The organism is Pilimelia columellifera subsp. columellifera, from assembly GCF_039532605.1.
Classification (GTDB): domain Bacteria; phylum Actinomycetota; class Actinomycetes; order Mycobacteriales; family Micromonosporaceae; genus Pilimelia; species Pilimelia columellifera.
Genome location: NZ_BAAARY010000017.1, coordinates 1 through 14,274, shown reverse-complemented (window position 1 = coordinate 14,274; position 14,274 = coordinate 1). Strand labels below are relative to the sequence as shown.

Below are 14,274 nucleotides of genomic sequence, written 5' to 3'. Positions count from 1 at the left end.
CCAGCTCACACCACGATGAGCGCGGGTTTCGGATGTCGCAGAAACTCGTGGTGCGAGATGTCCCACCCGTACGCCCCGGCCCGGCCGAACACCAGCACGTCACCGACCCGGAGGCGGTCCACCCGCTGCCCCCGGGTCAGCACGTCGCGCGGCGTGCACAGCTCCCCGACGGCGTCCACCTCGACGCCGACGACCTGCGGCCGCGCGAACGGGTACGGCCACCGGTCCACCGGCAGCACCGTGAACGGGTGCGAATACCCCCAGGCGGCGGGCAGCCGGAAATGATGTGTGCCCCCGCGCAGCACCGCGAACCACCGCCCGTGGGTGCGCTTGAGGTCCAGCACCTGCGCGGCGTACCAGCCGGCATCGGCCGCCAGGAACCGTCCCGGCTCGAACACCAGCTCCACCCCCGGCGGCAGCTCCAGACCGGCCAACCCGACCCGCAACGCGCCCAGGTCGAACCGCTCGCCCCCCGCGTAGTCGACACCCAGCCCGCCGCCGACGTTCACCATCCGCAGATCCACACCATGCTGGCCGGCCGCCGCGCCCGCCCACGCCACCGCCTCCCGGACGAACGCCGCATACGCCTTCGCGTCCAGGCTGTTGGAAACCGCATGCAGGTGGAAACCCACCAGCCGCACCCCCGGCGCCAGCCCGGCCGCTGTCACGAACTCGCCCAGCTGCGCCTCGTCCACCCCGAACGGCGTCGCCGCCCCAGTCATCTGGTGCGAGCCGGTCAGCGCGCCCCCGGCCCGGTTCACCCGCACCGCCACCGGGACCCGCCCGCCACCGGGCCACCGCGCCCCCTGACCGAGCGTCCAAGCCAACCGGCGCAGCTCACCGACGCTCTCCACATGCAACACCGCCCCGGCGCGCACCGCCGCCGCCAGCTCGTCGTCGGTCTTTCCGGGCCCGCCGAACGCCACCCGCCGGGCGCCGGCCGCCACCGCCAGCGCCAACTCCCCACCCGAGGCCACCTCAAGCCCGTCGCAACGACCGGCGAACTGCGCCACCACCTCCGGATGCCCGTTGGCCTTCACCGCGTACAGCAGCCCCGCCCCCGCCGGCAACGCCTCCCGCACCGCGGCCACGGCCGCCGCCAACGCCTGCCGCTGGTACACGTACGCGCACACCGGCGTCGACGCCGTCCGCACCGCCGCCACCACCGACGCCGGTAGCGTCATCACCACGTGCCCCGGCGCAACGGGTTCGGCGCCGGCCGGTACCGGTCCCCGCCACCGGCCAGCCGCATCCGCACCAACGCCTTGTGCGGGACCGTCGGCGCCGTCCACGCCGCGTGGTCGGCATCCGCCGCCGCCGCGGTGACCGGATCCGCCCGCAACGGCGCCAACGCCTCGTCGACGACCTGCCGCACCACCCGCCACGCCGCCCGCTCGTCCAGCCCGTGCGACCCCACCAGCTGCACCACCACCTCGCCAAGGTGCGCCTGCAACGCCGTGTACCCCACCTTCGCCCGCACCTGCTCCACCGACTCGGCCACGATCGCCGACCCCGGCCACAGTGGCGTCGCCAGACCCGCCGCCGCCAGCCGCGGCGGGAACAGCCGCAGCCCGGCGAAGTCCCGCCACACCATCCGGTACGGCGCCCCGGCGACGAACGTCGGCAGACAGTTCTGCAGATGCGCCTCCACCCCGATGCCACACCGGGACGCCAACCGCAACGCCGGCCCCAACAACAGCCGGCCGTACTCACCAACGAACGCCAACGCCGCCGCCGACCCGTCCCACAAACCCCTGGCCGCGGCGAACTCGTCCACCACTGTCGCCACCCCCGACCGCCCATCCGGGCCGACCGCGGCCAACGCCACCCCCGGCACCGCACGCTCCCCGGCGACGAGCTGACCGTCCAACCCCTCCCGCAGGATCGCCGACACCTGCCGACCATCCCCGACCGCCGGCGCCCCCGCCCCGGCCACCTCGTCGAGCAGCAGCACCCGATGCCCGTCCGGATCATCACCCAACGCCTTACGCAACGTCTGGCCGACCGGCGCGCCGTTGCGCGCGCTCGCCACCGAGATCGTCCGGCGCGTCGAGGTGATCTGCACATCCAACGACAGCTTGAGATACCTGGCCCGCCCGTCCGCGCCCGGCGGCAACAGCACGGTACGCACCGCCGCCCCCGGCCACGCCGGCAACTCGCCGTCCAGAACCGTCAGCAGACCCTCCTCGAACGCCTCCCGCTGTCCCCGCAGCAACGCGCCCAACTGCCAGGCGTGCACCGGTTGCGTCACATACCCGGGCGGCGCCGCCGGCGTCTGCGGGTACAGCCGCGCCAACGCCGCCCCCACGTCGTCGCCCCGGCTGAGCCCGCGCCGCACCCCCACGAACCGGACGCTCGTCCCCGGACCCTCCACATCGTGGGCCAACACGTCCGGCACCGACCAACCCAGCCGGGTCCGGCCACACGGGTGCAGATTGTGCCCCTGGATCGCCCAACGCTCCGCCGCGACCGCGCCAGCGTCCGCCCCGCCGCACGGCCCCGCCACCCGCCCAGCCCGCGCCGAAGCGATCGCCTGGTTGATTACCGCGTCCGCCAACTCGGTCAACAACGCCGCGCCGCCCACGGCGCCCGCCAGGCTGCCGGCCATGGACCAGCCCGCCGGCAACCGCCGCACCTGCACCCGACCGAACCCGTGCCGGACGCCCACCCCGCCGCCGGCGCCCACCCCCAGATCGTCGGCCAGGCCCTCGCGCAGCAACGCCGCCAGCAGCCGCCGACCCACCACGTCGGCGGCTACCGGCAACTGCGCCGCAAACGCCTCCGCCAACTCCGGCGCCCACCGCCGCACCTGCTCAACGGCGCCGCTCACCACGTCCCGTCCCACCCGTACGGCAGCCACGCCCACAGGTCCGCCAGCGGATCCTCAGCCAACCGCATCGCCGTGGTCGCCTTCACCGGCAACGGACCGTCCAACAGCACCCGGTCCCGCGACCCGGGCACCCGCCCGAACGCGTCCCGGGCGCTCGCCGACACCGCCGCCCACAACCGCTCCGGCGCCACCTGGCCGTGCTCGGCGAGGACCGTCACCATTTCGCCCAACGGCACCGCCACCGCCGCCGCGACCTTCGTCCGCAACTCCCGCGGGTCCTCACAGGCCAGATCGCCGTGCAGCGGCGGGGCGGCGATCCCGGCAGCGGCCAGCCGGCGGGCGCTGATCCGCACCCCGCCGGTGTCCCGGTACAGCAACCGCGTCGGACGCCCGCCCCGCACCACCACCAGCGTGTTCTGCCCGTGCGCCTCCAACGCCACCCCGGCGTGCAGCAACGCCACCACCGGCCGCAGCATCGTGGTCGCCAGGTCCGCGGCCAACGCGACGACATTCCCGCCGTACCCGACGTCCGCCAACTGCCCGGCCAACGACGCCGCGCCGGCCGGGCGCCGCGCCGTCAACGCCGCCCACGGCGCCGCCACCTCGCCCGGCGCCAGCGTCGGGGCATCCCGCAGCACCATCGCCAACTCCCGGCACGGCGCCCCGTCCACCAGCACGGCGCCCGCCGCCGACTCCGCCATCGGCGCGAACCCCGGCGTGCGCTCAGCCAACCGCGCCAGCAGCGCGCTGACCACCGGACCGTTGTGCACCGCCGCCGGCGACACGATCCGCACCGCGCTGGTCATCTGCGCCGACACCGACGTCTTCACATGCCCTCGACCCGCGCCCAGCGACAGCGTCCGTAACGACATCAGTGGACGCCCCACCACCTGCCGCCCGACGCGACGCACCCCCGGGTACCGGTCCAACACCCGCGCCACCTGCCACGGGTGCGCCAACAACCGCGGCGGCAGCCCAGCCCCGGTGCTCAACCACCGCCCCGGCGGCGCCTCCAACACCTCCAACGCCACCATCGGCCGGTGCTCAGGCCCGTAGGCCAGCACGTCGGCGGCGCTCATCGCCCCGCGGAACCGGCAACCCGGGTGCAGCGGATGCCCGTCCACCACCGACTGCTCCGCGGCCACCAACGCCTCCGCCGGCGCCATCGCCGCCAACTCCGCCCAGGTCGGCGCGGCCGCCGCGCCCGCCCGGCCCAGCGCCAGATTCGCCACGCTCCCGGCCAGCTCCGCCGCCACCGACCCGGCGCCGTGACACACCTCCGTCAGCAACGCTGCCGGATCAGCGAAAACCTCTCCGTCCAGCCACACCGTCAGACCCTGCCCGGCCACCGCGAACGGCGCCGCCGCCGCGGCCGGACCTCGCAGCGTCCGCCCGTCCGACAGCCGCACCACCAACTCGCCACCGGCCCGCCCGCGGGACGCCACCAGCGGCAACCGCTCCCGGGCGAACGCCCCCCACAGCCGCGCCAGGACCGCCGCCGCCGCCCCGGGCGCCTGGTCACGGACCCGCTCCACCAGCCCCGCCGGCGCCCCCGCCAACTCCGACTCCGCACGCGCCAACGCGCCGGCCACCGTACTCACCCATCACCGTCCCATGAACCCGCCGGCGCCCGGCGCGTGCGCCAATCCTCACCCACACCCCGCAGCCGCCCCCACCCGAGGGCATACGCGCTGGGACCCAGCGGTCAAAGCGGCCGCGGACGGACTACCAACTCGGTCAACTCAGCGTCTGCCGGTAGGTCGAGAGCGGCCGCGACCGCCAGCGCCACGCTGTCGGGCTGTATCCACCGCGCGGGATGGTAGGTCCGGCCCTCCTGGGCGTGCACCGACTCCTGCATAGCGCTCGCGGTGCGCCCCGGATACACGGAGGTGACCTTGACGCCGTTGGGCGCTTCTTCGGCGCGCAGCACGTCGGCGAGGGCGCGCAACCCGAACTTGCTGGCCGCGTAGCTGCCCCAGCCGGCGTTGGCCTGTTTCCCCGCTCCGGAGTTGATCATTACGACGTGGCCGCGGGCGGAGCGGAGCGCCGGCAGGCAGAGTCTGGTCAGCTCCGCCGGCCCGGCGAGGTTCACCGTCAGGGTCTGTTGCCAGGCTGCCGGCCCGGCGTCGGCGAGTGGTCCGAGCAGCGCGACGCCGGCGCTGTGAACCAGGACGTCCAGCCGCTCGGGGAGCGCCCCGGCGAGCGTGTCCTGCAGTGTGGCCGGCGCTGACAGGTCCGCGATCAAGGCACGCGCGCCAGGCAACCGTTTGATCAGCTGGCCCAGACGCTCGTCGTCGCGCCCACAGACGATCAACCGGTCGCCCCGCCGGCTCAGGGCGTGGGCGATGGCCATTCCGATGCCGGAGGTGGCTCCGGTGATGAGGGCAGTCCGCATTCCGGCAGAATACGCGCCACCAACAGAACTAGCCTCCTAGGACGCGTTAACGGTGGTGTCACCCGCCACACTGGTCCCCATGTCATTGCCGACCACGCTCACCGTCCCCTCTGGAGATTTCGCGCTCCGCCGGGCCACCGAAGCTGATCTCCCCGCGATCATCGGGCTGCTGACCGACGATCCGCTCGGGGCCGCACGCGACGATCCGTCCAGGCTGGCCCCGTACCGTGCCGCGTTCACGGCCATCGACGCTGACCGGTCCCAACTGCTCGTCGTGGCGTTCAGCCCGGCGCAGGCGTTGGTCGGGGTGTTCCAGCTGACGTTCATTCCCGGGCTGAGTCGCGGCGGCGCCACCCGGGTCCAGATCGAGTCGGTCCGGGTGCACACCGACCAGCGTGGCGGGGGACTGGGCGCGGCCATGATGCGCTGGGCGGTGGCCGAGGCGAGCGCCCGCGGTTGCGCCCTGGTCCAGCTCACCAGCGACCGTTCCCGGGCGGACGCCCACCGTTTCTACCGCCGACTGGGCTTCGTCGACTCCCACCTGGGCTACAAGTTAGCCGTCACGCCCCGGTGACCCTGTCCCGCCCGTTTACGAACCCCACACATAAACCTATCTTCCTAGGACGCCTTACAAGGTGTGCTCCGCACACCAAGCCCAAACAAATTAAGGCGCTTCGCACCGACCCCGCCGTCCGGGCTGACCGGTTCTGCAATCCAGTCAGCCGGGGGATGTGTACAACTACCAACGGCTGATCGACTACAAGGGAAGTGCTGAACGACGACGCAAGTCGGCGATGAGATCATCAGCTGTCAGGATGCTGGCCCGCTCTGGCGACTCACCAGCCGTGATCATGGCCCGCTCGACGACGGTAAGCACTGGTTCGACACCGCACGGGGCATACCCGGTGGACATTTCGCCCGCGGTTTGGTAGTCGCCCGTGAACGGCCCGCGTCCCCGCCATGACGCCCTGGCCACGCCATCGGCGCCGGTCAGGCGCAGCACGCCCTGGTAGCGGGCGGTGGAGCCCGCCTCCAGGTTGGCGTAGCCGACGGTGGTGGGCGTCGTCACTGCGACGGTCCAGCCTGGGCTCTGGACCGTCGCAGTGACCCGACAGGTCCGCATGCCCAGCGGTAGCCAGGTCGGCGGACCGCCGGGTCCGACCAGCCGTCCCGCTTCCACGACGAAGTGGCTCTTGGCCACCGTCAGCGCTGTGTTCCGGCAACACCGATGGCCGCCCCGGTAGTGAGTCGACGTAGCGTGGGTAGAAGATGCGTGATCATGACGGTCCCCGTTCGGTTACTGTGGACCGCCGGGGTCGACGGCCAATGAGAACTATAGGGGCGCTCATCGATACCCTGGTTGACTCTCAGCTTGAGGTCAGTTCCAGGTAGCCCAGCCGTCCGAGCATCGCCACGACGACCACGAGCAGCGCCACCCGCACGAATCCGGCGCCGTGCCGTAGCGCCATCCGCGCGCCGATGACAGCGCCGATGACGTTCGCCGCCGCCGCGGTCGCGGCGAGTTGCCACCACACCTGTCCGGCGAGCCCGAACACCACCAGCGCGCCAAGATTCGTGGCCGCGTTGACGACCTTGGCCATGGCCGAGCTACGGACGAAGTCGGTTCCCAGGATCGCGGTGAACGTCAGCACGAGGAAAGTACCGGTGCCGGGCCCCATCAGCCCGTCGTATGTGGCGATGAGCCCTCCACAGAGCAGCACGGCCGTGGCGGTGCGCGCGGTCGTGCGTGGATGCGGGGTGACGTTCACCCCGGCTACGGGTCGCAGCGTGACGTAGGCGGCGACCGCGGCCAACGCACCGAGGACCACCGGCCGGAAGGCGTCGGCGGGGATGTTGGCCGCGAGCGCCGCGCCGATGCCGGAGCAGACGGCGGCGAGGGCGGCGGTGGGCGCTGCGGTGGTCCAGTCGATGGTGGTCTTGCGGCTGTAGGTGATGGCGGCGGCGGTGGTGCCGGTGATGGCGGTGGCTTTGTTGGTGCCGAGCGCGGTGGCTGGTGGGAGTCCGGCGAGCAGGTAGGCCGGTAGGAGCAGGAGTCCGCCGCCGCCGACGACGGCGTCGATCCAGCCGGCGGCGAGGGCGGCGATGATGATGAGCAGGGCGAGCCCGAGGGTTAGGTCGGGGTGGGCGAGGTCTGCGGTCGGGCTAATGTTCTCGCTCCTTGTTGGTTCTGTTCTCGAAGGTGGTGGCGATGGCGGGGCAGCGGCCGTGTGCGTCGTTCCGGTTTGATCTTGTGGCGTCGTTGTTGTCGGCGTGGTTCGCGGCGGGTCTGTTCCTGGATTCCTGGGCTCATAACAACATCCCGGAGTTGGAGACGTTCTTCACCCCGTGGCATGCGGTGTTCTATTCGGGCTTCGTGGCGTCGGCGGGGTGGTTGTGTTGGCCGGCGTTGGGTCGGTTGTTGGCGGGGGAGCGGGGCGCGGCGGTGGCCCCGGTGGGTTATGGGGCGTCGTTGGTGGCGGCGCCGGCGTTCGCGGTGGCGGGGGTCGCTGACTTCGCCTGGCATGAGGTGTTCGGGATCGAGCAGGGGTTGAGCATTCTGTTCAGCCCTACACATCTGGTGTTGGTGATCACGATGGGTGTGATCGTGACGGGTCCGGTGCGGTCGCGGTGGGATCGGCCCGAGGGTGGGTGGCGGGAGCTGCCGTTGTTGTTGTCGTGGGCGTTCGCGTCGTTGTTGGCGTTGTTGTTCCTGCAGTACGGCAACGCGTTGGCGTGGTCGCCGGCGGCGGTGGTGGCGGTGTTGTCGCATCCGTCGGAGGCGCCGGGCGCTGATGATGGGGCGGTGCGGTTCCTGACCGGCGTGGTGGTGACGACGGTGGTGTTGTTGTCGGCGTTGTTGCTGTTGGCGCGGCGAGGGCGGGTGCCGGTGGGGGCGGCGTTGTTGTTGTTCGCGGTGGCGGCGTTGTTGTCGGGGGCGGTGACAGGGTTCGGGTCGTGGGTGTGGACGGTGGCGGTGTTGGTGTGTGGGGTGTTGGTTGAGGGTCTGGTGTGGTGGCTACGTCCGGGGGTTGGCGGTCTGCGGGGGTGGTTGTTGTTCGGGGCGGCGGTCCCGTTGGTGTGGTGGTCGGTGTTGATGGGTGTGACGGTGGTGTCGGCCGGGTTGCCGTCGGTGGTGGAGTACTGGACGGGCGCGCCGGTGGTGGCGTCGGCGGTGGGGTTGTTGTTGGCGGCGGTGGTGGGGGCGCGGCCGGTGGCGCGGGTGTCGTAGCTCGGTGGTAGGAATCCGGGGTTGTTGTCGCTGCTACGAGGGGTTTGTTGATGGGCGCGCGTGGGTCTGGTCTGACTGCCGATGATCTGGGTTCGATTCGTGATTCGCTGGCGGCGGGTCGTCGGCCGAGGGTGATGTTCACCGATGCGGCGGGTCAGGTGGCCGGGCAGGTGGGGCAGGTGGTGTCGGTGGCCGATGACGACGCGGAGGTGGTGGTGCGGTTCGGCCGGGATGAGCTGCCGTTCGGTCTGTCGGACGTGATGATCGCCCCGCGTGGCGCTGGTCGGCCGAAGGCCCAGCCGCCGGTGGCTGTTGTCGAGGAGCCGCTTCCGGGTCCTGGTTTGTTGCCGCCGGTGGTGGAGGCTCCGGTGGCGGTCGTGGCTCCGCAGCAGCGGGCGCAGGAGGAGTCTGGTCGTGTGCGGCGGGTTCCGAAAGCGGGGCGGGCGAAGGGGCCGGCTGGTTTGACGATCACGGTCGGGTATGCGGAGGGTGAGTGGTCGGTGTCGGCGCAGCAGGGTTCGCGGGTGTTGGCGAAGCCGTGTGTGATCCGTCCGGCGGAGGCGTTGCGGTTGGTGGGGTTGTTGGAGGTTCCTGCGGTGCAGGAGGCAGTGGAGCAGATCGTGGTGGTGGAGCGGGATCGGGCCCGGGAGCGGGCGGAGCAGTTGCGGGCTGAGTTGGCTGAGGTGGAGGCCCGACTGGCTGAGTTGCCCGGGTCGTGACGGTGGTGTCGCGGTGGCGTCCGCCGCGGTTGTGGCGGGCGTCGTTGTGGCTGGCGGGGGTGGTGGTTGCGGTGTTCGCCCGGCTGCGGGTGTCGGGTGGTCTGCCGCCCGGTTGGTCCGGCGGGCCGTTGTTGTTGGCGGCGAACCACCTGGGTTTGGCCGACCCGGTGGTGTTGGCGGCGGCGGCGCGTCGGTTGGGGGTGGCGCCGCGGGTGATGGCTACGGCGGGTGTGTTTCGGGCGCCGGTGTTGGGTTGGTTCATGCGTTCGTGCGGTCATGTGCGGGTGGATCGGCGGCCGGGCGCGGCCGCGGCGGCGGTTGACGCGGCGGCGGTGGCGTTGCGCGGCGGGTCGGTGTTGTTGGTGTATCCGGAGGGTCGGATCGGGTTGGATCCGGGTCTGTGGCCGGAGCGAGGCAAGACGGGTGTGGCCCGGTTGGCGTTGACGTTGGGTGTTCCGGTGGTGCCGGTGGCGCAGTGGGGGGCGCAGGAGTTGCTGCCGTACGGGGCGCCGCGTCGGGTGGTTCGTACGTTGCTGCGGGCGTTGTGGCGGCGTCCGGTGGCGCGGGTGTGGTTCGGGCCGCCGGTGGATCTGTCTGGGTTGTCGTTGTCGGTCACCGGCGACGCGGCCCGCGCCACGGAGCGGATCATGGATGCGGTGACGGCTGGCCTGGTTCCGTTGCGCGCGGGTGAGCCGCAGGGCCCTCGTTGGGTTGATCCGACCCGCCCGGTGACCAGTGAGCGTTCGCGTCAGGCGCCTGTTCACCGGCGTTGACTGCCCTCGGGTGGGTGGCCGTGCCGGGCATACTTCCTGCGTGTCGCCTCGTAGAGCGTTCTACGACTGTTGGCCGGGCCGGGTGTGGTTTGGCGGTTTCCGGTGGTCGGGATCATGACGGATGGGTTTGAGGTGTTGGGGGCGGTGCTGGTGGGTCGTGGGGTGTGGGCTCGGTGACCGCGTCGGCGTCGGTGTCGTCGCGTCGGGAGCGGGTGGGTTGGTACTTCTACGACGTCGCGAACTCCGCGTTCTCGACGACGGTGGTGACGGTTTTCCTGGGCCCCTATCTGACTTCGGTCGCGGAGCGGGCGGCGGGTTGCTCGGGTGAGGTGGCGTGTGTCGGCCGGGTGAGTTTTTTCGGCATGGCGCAGATCGCCCCGGGGGCGTTGTTTCCTTACATGACGTCGTTGTCGGTGTTCCTGACGGTGTTCGTGTTGCCGGTGGTCGGCGCGATGGCGGACCGGTCGGCGCACAAGAAGAAGCTGATGGCGTTGTTCGCGTATGTGGGCGCGGGGGCGACGGCGGCCCTGGTGTTCATGACCGGGGACCGGTATCTGTTGGGGGCGTCACTGTTCCTGGTGGCGAATATCGCGTTCGGGGCGAGTGTGGTGGTGTACCACTCGTTCCTGCCGCAGATCGCCGGCCCGGATGAGCGGGACTCGGTGTCGAGCGTCGGGTGGGCGTTCGGTTATCTGGGTGGCGGGGTGCTGCTGGCGGTGAACGTGGCGGCGGTGTTCTTCAAGGATTCGTTGGGGTGGGACACCGCTGAGGTGGCCCGGTACAGCATTGTGTCGGCGGGTGTGTGGTGGGCGGCGTTCACGACCGTGCCGATGGTGTTGTTGCGGAACCGTCCGGCTGCGGCTGGTCCGGCACAGGGTTCGCTGCTGGTGGACGGGTTCCGTCAGCTGTGGTCGACGGTGCGGAGTTTGAAGGCGTACCCGTTGACGTTGTTCTTCCTCATCGCCTATCTGGTGTACAACGACGGCATCCAGACGGTGATCGCGTTGGCGTCGGTTTACGGGACGAAGGAATTGCGTCTTTCTGATGAGGTGTTGGTGCCGACGATCCTCATGGTGCAGTTCCTGGCGTTCGCCGGGGCGCTGGGGATGGGCGCGTTGGCGAAGCGGATCGGTGCGTGGAAGACGATTCTGTTGTCGTTGGCGTTGTGGACGGTGGTGGTGATCGTGGCGTACCGGCTGCCGGCGGGGCAGGCGGTTCCGTTCATCGCGTTGGGTGGGGCGATCGGGATTGTGCTGGGCGGTTCGCAGGCGTTGAGCCGGTCGTTGTTCTCGCAGCTCATCCCGAAAGGCAAGGAGGGTGAGTACTTCGGCCTGTATGAGATCTCCGACAAGGGGACGAGCTGGTTGGGCCCGTTGTTGTTCGGTTTGGCGTTCGACACGACGGGTTCGTACCGGGTGGCGATCGTTTCGTTGTTGGTGTTCTTCGTGGTGGGGTTCGTGTTGTTGTTGGCGGTGCCGATCCGGCGGGCGATCGTGGCCGCGGGCAACGTCCCGCCCCGGGTGTTGTAGCGGCCGGTCGGGGTGGTCGGCTATTTGCCGCGGCGGGCTCTGGCTGCCCAGATGGCGTAGGCGGGGTCCCGGTCGAGGTTGTGGCGGTCGCGGTCGTAGCGGCGGGTGGTGCGCGGGTCGGCGTGGCCCATGGCGTCCTGGACGTCTTCCAACGGGACGCCTTCGCCGCGGGCGGTGGTGGCGAACGCGTGCCGCAGGGAGTGCGGGGACAGTTTCTGCCAGGTGGGGATGCCGGCGGCGTGGGCGAGTTGGCGTACGAGTCGGAAGATGGCGTGCCGGTCGAGGGCTTTGCCGGTGTTGGTGGCCAGCAGCGGGCCGCGCAGGTCGCTGGGGGCCACACCGGCGAGCGCCGCCCGTTGCGCCAGGTAGGTGTCGATAGCGGCGGCGGCGGGTGGGGTGAGGGCGCGGCGGCGGGCTTTGCCGCCTTTCCCGGTGAAGCGGATGCTGCGGTGTCCTTGTTCGGTTCCGAGGTCTTCGATGGTGAGGGAGACGAGTTCGCCGACGCGCAGTCCGAGGTCGGCCAGGAGGGTGATGGCGGCGAGGTTGCGGGCGTTGGCGGTTCCGGGGGTGTGGCGGGCGGCGTGGATGAGGGCGTCGACTTCGTCGGGGGACAGGCCGATGGTGGCGGAGTGGTCGCGGTCGAGGCGGGGGCGGTCGGCGGCGGCGACGGGGTTGTTGGCGATGACCCCAAGCCTGTGGAGGAACGTGTACCAGCTGGATAGGGCGGACATTTTCCGGGCGACGGTGGTGGGGGACAGGGGTTTGTCGGTGCGGGGGTCGGTGGTGTTGTCGAGGTCGCGGGCGTAGGTGTTGATGTTCAGGAAGGTGGCGTGCAGCGGGTTGAGGTTGTGGCTGGCGCACCAGGCGAGCCAGCCGGTGAGGTCGTTGCGGTAGGCGGCCCGGGTGTTGTCGGACAGTCGCCGGTTGGCGAGCCAGGCGTCGACGATGTCGGTGGCTTCGGCGGGCAGGGCGGGGGGGTGGTAGGTAATGGGGACGACGTCAGCCATGTCCTGAATCTTATGGTGTCGGCGGTGGTGCGGTGGGTGTCGGTTCGGGTGTGGGCCGTTCGGCGTGGCGGGGCGCCCGGGTGGCCGGCTACTGCTCTGCAACCTGCGTGCGACGGGGATGCGCTCGTGGAGGCGTTTGCTGATGGTCAGGCAGGTTTGGTTCGTAGGACAGCTTCGGAGGCGATCATGGTCGGCACGTGGAGTGAGCTGATTGTCGAGGCGTTGTTCCTGTCGGACCTGCAGCCGTCGGAGCGGCCCAGCGTCGGGGCGGCACGGGCGGCGGTGAAGCGGTCCCTGCTGCGGCACGGGCGTGAAGGCTGCGCGGCCGCGGCGGCGGCCGAGTTCTTCGACCACCTCGACACTGCGGTGCCGCGTATGTGCTGGGCGCGGGGCATGGCCGCCGAGGCGTTTCCCACGATGTGCCTGTCCAAAGCCCCCGTCGCCGCCTGACCCCACTGACCTGCGGCCACTGCGCCGCTGGTCATCCGGGCTCGCCCAGCGGAAAGTCGCAGAACGCCCCGCCGACCCGGCTGAGCACCGGGTCATTCGCGTAGTCGGGCCCGGGTAGGTCGGCGGGGATGCCGGCGGCGAACTGTTCGGCGTCGTCGTGTGGCTCGTACCCCAACGCCCGGCCCTCGGCCAGGGACCACCAGCGGCGGGTGTTCGCGCTCACCCCCCACACCTGCCGGTAACCGAACCCAGCTGGCGCGCCCAGGACCGCCTCGACGAGACGACCGCAGTCGTCCGGCGACAGCCAGGTCCCCAGCCCGCGCACGTCGGACGGTTCGGGGAAGCAGCTGCCGATGCGCAACGCGGCCACGTCCATGCCGTACCGGTCGGCGTACAGGCTGCCCAACGCCTCCATGGTCGCCTTGGACACCCCGTAGTAGGTGTCCGGGCGGTGCGGACAGCCGGCGGGCAGGTCGGAGCCATCGGCGGGTCGGGTGTGGAAACCCACCGCATGGTTTGACGACGCGAGCGCCACCCTGGTCACCGCGGCGCGGCGGGCGGCCTCCAACGCGGCGCGGGTTCCGTCGATGTTGACCCGCGCGATGTCCTCCCACGTCCCTTCGGTGGCGATGCCGGCCAGGTGTACGACGGCGTTGACGCCGTCGCAGACCTCGGCGAGGGCGTCGACGCCGCATATGTCGAGGACGAAGCACGCCTCCGCCGGCCCGACCGGGGTGATCGGTCGCACGTCTACCAGCCGAAGGGTCCGGCCCTGCCTGGCCAGGCGGGAACGCAGCATGCCGCCGACAAGACCCGCGGCGCCGGTGATGAGGATGGTGGTCATCCCGTAGTTCTACGCGAACGCCCAGCGACCAATGCGGGCGCTCACCTTACCGTGACCCCTGGAGCGCGGCGGGCAGGTGGCCGGTGTCGTTGAAACACAGCGATGTCGGCGGGGCGTTGTCGCGCCACTGGACGATCGTCAGGCCACAATTGGCCTGGTTCAGGCCGAGCCACCTCCACCAGGGGGCGTCGAGCGCGTGCCGGACCACCAGCTCGTGCCGGTCGACGCTGCCTACCTGCCCCAGCCGGCGGACGGCCTCATCGACCCGCCCCGCCCCGAGATCACGTTCCCGGGGCGGGGTCGATGCCAGGAACTCGGCGTATCGAGACGGCACGTCTTGGTCGCCGTCTGGATTCGGCATCGGGGTCACGTCGGCGGCCAGGTCACACTCGTGCCAGCCTAGTACGACAGCCGTACTTTTCGGTTACGTGATCAACTCGGCGGTCTCGCGGCGTCGGTAGTGGGCTTTTCGGGCTCGGTGTTGGTGTCGGCGTCGCC

The 14,274-nt window shown here is 71.1% G+C and carries 15 protein-coding genes; 6 read left to right on the top strand and 9 right to left on the bottom strand.

All coding sequences use genetic code 11. The features are described 5' to 3' along the window. Nucleotides 1-5: 5 nt before the first annotated feature. From ABD287_RS15435 to ABD287_RS15420, 4 genes are all read right to left on the bottom strand, one after another. Nucleotides 6-1,184: a type III PLP-dependent enzyme domain-containing protein gene (locus ABD287_RS15435; RefSeq protein WP_344173739.1), complete on the bottom strand. Its 1,179-nt coding sequence runs from the start codon at nucleotides 1,182-1,184 to the stop codon at nucleotides 6-8. After that, nucleotides 1,184-2,830: an IucA/IucC family protein gene (locus tag ABD287_RS15430; RefSeq protein WP_344173690.1), complete on the bottom strand. Its 1,647-nt coding sequence runs from the start codon at nucleotides 2,828-2,830 to the stop codon at nucleotides 1,184-1,186. The genes ABD287_RS15435 and ABD287_RS15430 overlap by 1 nt, the downstream gene beginning before the upstream one ends. Beyond that, nucleotides 2,827-4,431: an IucA/IucC family protein gene (locus ABD287_RS15425; protein WP_344173688.1), complete on the bottom strand. Its 1,605-nt coding sequence runs from the start codon at nucleotides 4,429-4,431 to the stop codon at nucleotides 2,827-2,829. Before ABD287_RS15425 ends, ABD287_RS15430 begins: the two co-directional genes overlap by 4 nt. 104 nt (nucleotides 4,432-4,535) lie before the next feature. Beyond that, nucleotides 4,536-5,225 (bottom strand): SDR family oxidoreductase, encoded by a 690-nt coding sequence (locus ABD287_RS15420; protein ID WP_344173686.1) that lies wholly within the window; start codon nucleotides 5,223-5,225, stop codon nucleotides 4,536-4,538. Nucleotides 5,226-5,304: 79 nt separating this feature from the next. Here ABD287_RS15420 and ABD287_RS15415 point away from each other — a divergent pair, with 79 nt between their 5' ends. After that, complete coding sequence (locus ABD287_RS15415) at nucleotides 5,305-5,799, top strand: GNAT family N-acetyltransferase (RefSeq protein ID WP_344173684.1); 495 nt, start codon at nucleotides 5,305-5,307, stop codon at nucleotides 5,797-5,799. A gap of 183 nt (nucleotides 5,800-5,982) precedes the next feature. On the opposite strand, the gene ABD287_RS15410 is transcribed toward ABD287_RS15415, so the two are convergent. Both ABD287_RS15410 and ABD287_RS15405 read right to left on the bottom strand, forming a co-directional pair. After that, nucleotides 5,983-6,426 carry a DUF4360 domain-containing protein gene (locus ABD287_RS15410; RefSeq protein WP_344173682.1) on the bottom strand — a complete coding sequence of 148 codons (444 nt, stop codon included), beginning with the start codon at nucleotides 6,424-6,426 and terminating at the stop codon, nucleotides 5,983-5,985. Between the two features lie 166 nt (nucleotides 6,427-6,592). After that, nucleotides 6,593-7,330 (bottom strand): sulfite exporter TauE/SafE family protein, encoded by a 738-nt coding sequence (locus ABD287_RS15405; RefSeq protein WP_344173738.1) that lies wholly within the window; start codon nucleotides 7,328-7,330, stop codon nucleotides 6,593-6,595. A 104-nt stretch (nucleotides 7,331-7,434) separates the two neighbouring features. Between ABD287_RS15405 and ABD287_RS15400 the strand changes: the two genes are divergently transcribed. The 4 genes from ABD287_RS15400 to ABD287_RS15385 all read left to right on the top strand — a co-directional run bounded on the left by ABD287_RS15400 (nucleotide 7,435) and on the right by ABD287_RS15385 (nucleotide 11,475). Continuing rightward, on the top strand, nucleotides 7,435-8,454 hold the full coding sequence (locus ABD287_RS15400; RefSeq protein WP_344173680.1) for a hypothetical protein: 1,020 nt from the start codon (nucleotides 7,435-7,437) through the stop codon (nucleotides 8,452-8,454). Between the two features lie 50 nt (nucleotides 8,455-8,504). Then, entirely contained in the window at nucleotides 8,505-9,173 is a 669-nt protein-coding gene (locus ABD287_RS15395; RefSeq protein WP_344173677.1) for a hypothetical protein, read from the top strand. Continuing rightward, nucleotides 9,170-9,946, top strand: coding sequence for a lysophospholipid acyltransferase family protein (locus tag ABD287_RS15390; protein WP_344173675.1), 777 nt, complete (start codon nucleotides 9,170-9,172; stop codon nucleotides 9,944-9,946). The genes ABD287_RS15395 and ABD287_RS15390 overlap by 4 nt, the downstream gene beginning before the upstream one ends. A 164-nt stretch (nucleotides 9,947-10,110) precedes the next feature. Then, a complete protein-coding gene (locus ABD287_RS15385; RefSeq protein ID WP_425565637.1) occupies nucleotides 10,111-11,475 on the top strand; it encodes an MFS transporter in 1,365 nt (454 codons plus the stop codon). A 20-nt stretch (nucleotides 11,476-11,495) separates the two neighbouring features. Here ABD287_RS15385 and ABD287_RS15380 read toward each other — a convergent pair whose 3' ends face one another. Continuing rightward, on the bottom strand, nucleotides 11,496-12,482 hold the full coding sequence (locus ABD287_RS15380; protein WP_344173671.1) for a tyrosine-type recombinase/integrase: 987 nt from the start codon (nucleotides 12,480-12,482) through the stop codon (nucleotides 11,496-11,498). 186 nt (nucleotides 12,483-12,668) lie between these two features. Between ABD287_RS15380 and ABD287_RS15375 the strand changes: the two genes are divergently transcribed. Next, the gene (locus tag ABD287_RS15375) at nucleotides 12,669-12,932 is read left to right on the top strand and encodes a hypothetical protein (protein WP_344173668.1); all 264 of its coding nucleotides are present in this window, start codon (nucleotides 12,669-12,671) and stop codon (nucleotides 12,930-12,932) included. A gap of 31 nt (nucleotides 12,933-12,963) precedes the next feature. Here ABD287_RS15375 and ABD287_RS15370 read toward each other — a convergent pair whose 3' ends face one another. Further along, nucleotides 12,964-13,776, bottom strand: coding sequence for an NAD-dependent epimerase/dehydratase family protein (locus ABD287_RS15370; protein WP_344173666.1), 813 nt, complete (start codon nucleotides 13,774-13,776; stop codon nucleotides 12,964-12,966). 46 nt (nucleotides 13,777-13,822) lie between these two features. After that, on the bottom strand, nucleotides 13,823-14,110 hold the full coding sequence (locus ABD287_RS15365) for a histidine phosphatase family protein (RefSeq protein ID WP_344173664.1): 288 nt from the start codon (nucleotides 14,108-14,110) through the stop codon (nucleotides 13,823-13,825). Between the last annotated feature and the right edge of the window lie 164 nt (nucleotides 14,111-14,274).

Excerpts from the sequence above, each read along its gene's own strand:
- ABD287_RS15380 (WP_344173671.1), bottom strand. The coding sequence starts at position 12,482 with ATGGCTGACGTCGTCCCCATTACCTACCACCCCCCCGCCCTGCCCGCC.
- ABD287_RS15370 (WP_344173666.1), bottom strand. The coding sequence starts at position 13,776 with ATGACCACCATCCTCATCACCGGCGCCGCGGGTCTTGTCGGCGGCATG.
- ABD287_RS15400 (WP_344173680.1), top strand. The coding sequence starts at position 7,435 with ATGGCGGGGCAGCGGCCGTGTGCGTCGTTCCGGTTTGATCTTGTGGCG.
- ABD287_RS15375 (WP_344173668.1), top strand. The coding sequence starts at position 12,669 with ATGGTCGGCACGTGGAGTGAGCTGATTGTCGAGGCGTTGTTCCTGTCG.
- ABD287_RS15420 (WP_344173686.1), bottom strand. The coding sequence starts at position 5,225 with ATGCGGACTGCCCTCATCACCGGAGCCACCTCCGGCATCGGAATGGCC.
- ABD287_RS15415 (WP_344173684.1), top strand. The coding sequence starts at position 5,305 with ATGTCATTGCCGACCACGCTCACCGTCCCCTCTGGAGATTTCGCGCTC.
- ABD287_RS15435 (WP_344173739.1), bottom strand. The coding sequence starts at position 1,184 with ATGACGCTACCGGCGTCGGTGGTGGCGGCGGTGCGGACGGCGTCGACG.
- ABD287_RS15395 (WP_344173677.1), top strand. The coding sequence starts at position 8,505 with ATGGGCGCGCGTGGGTCTGGTCTGACTGCCGATGATCTGGGTTCGATT.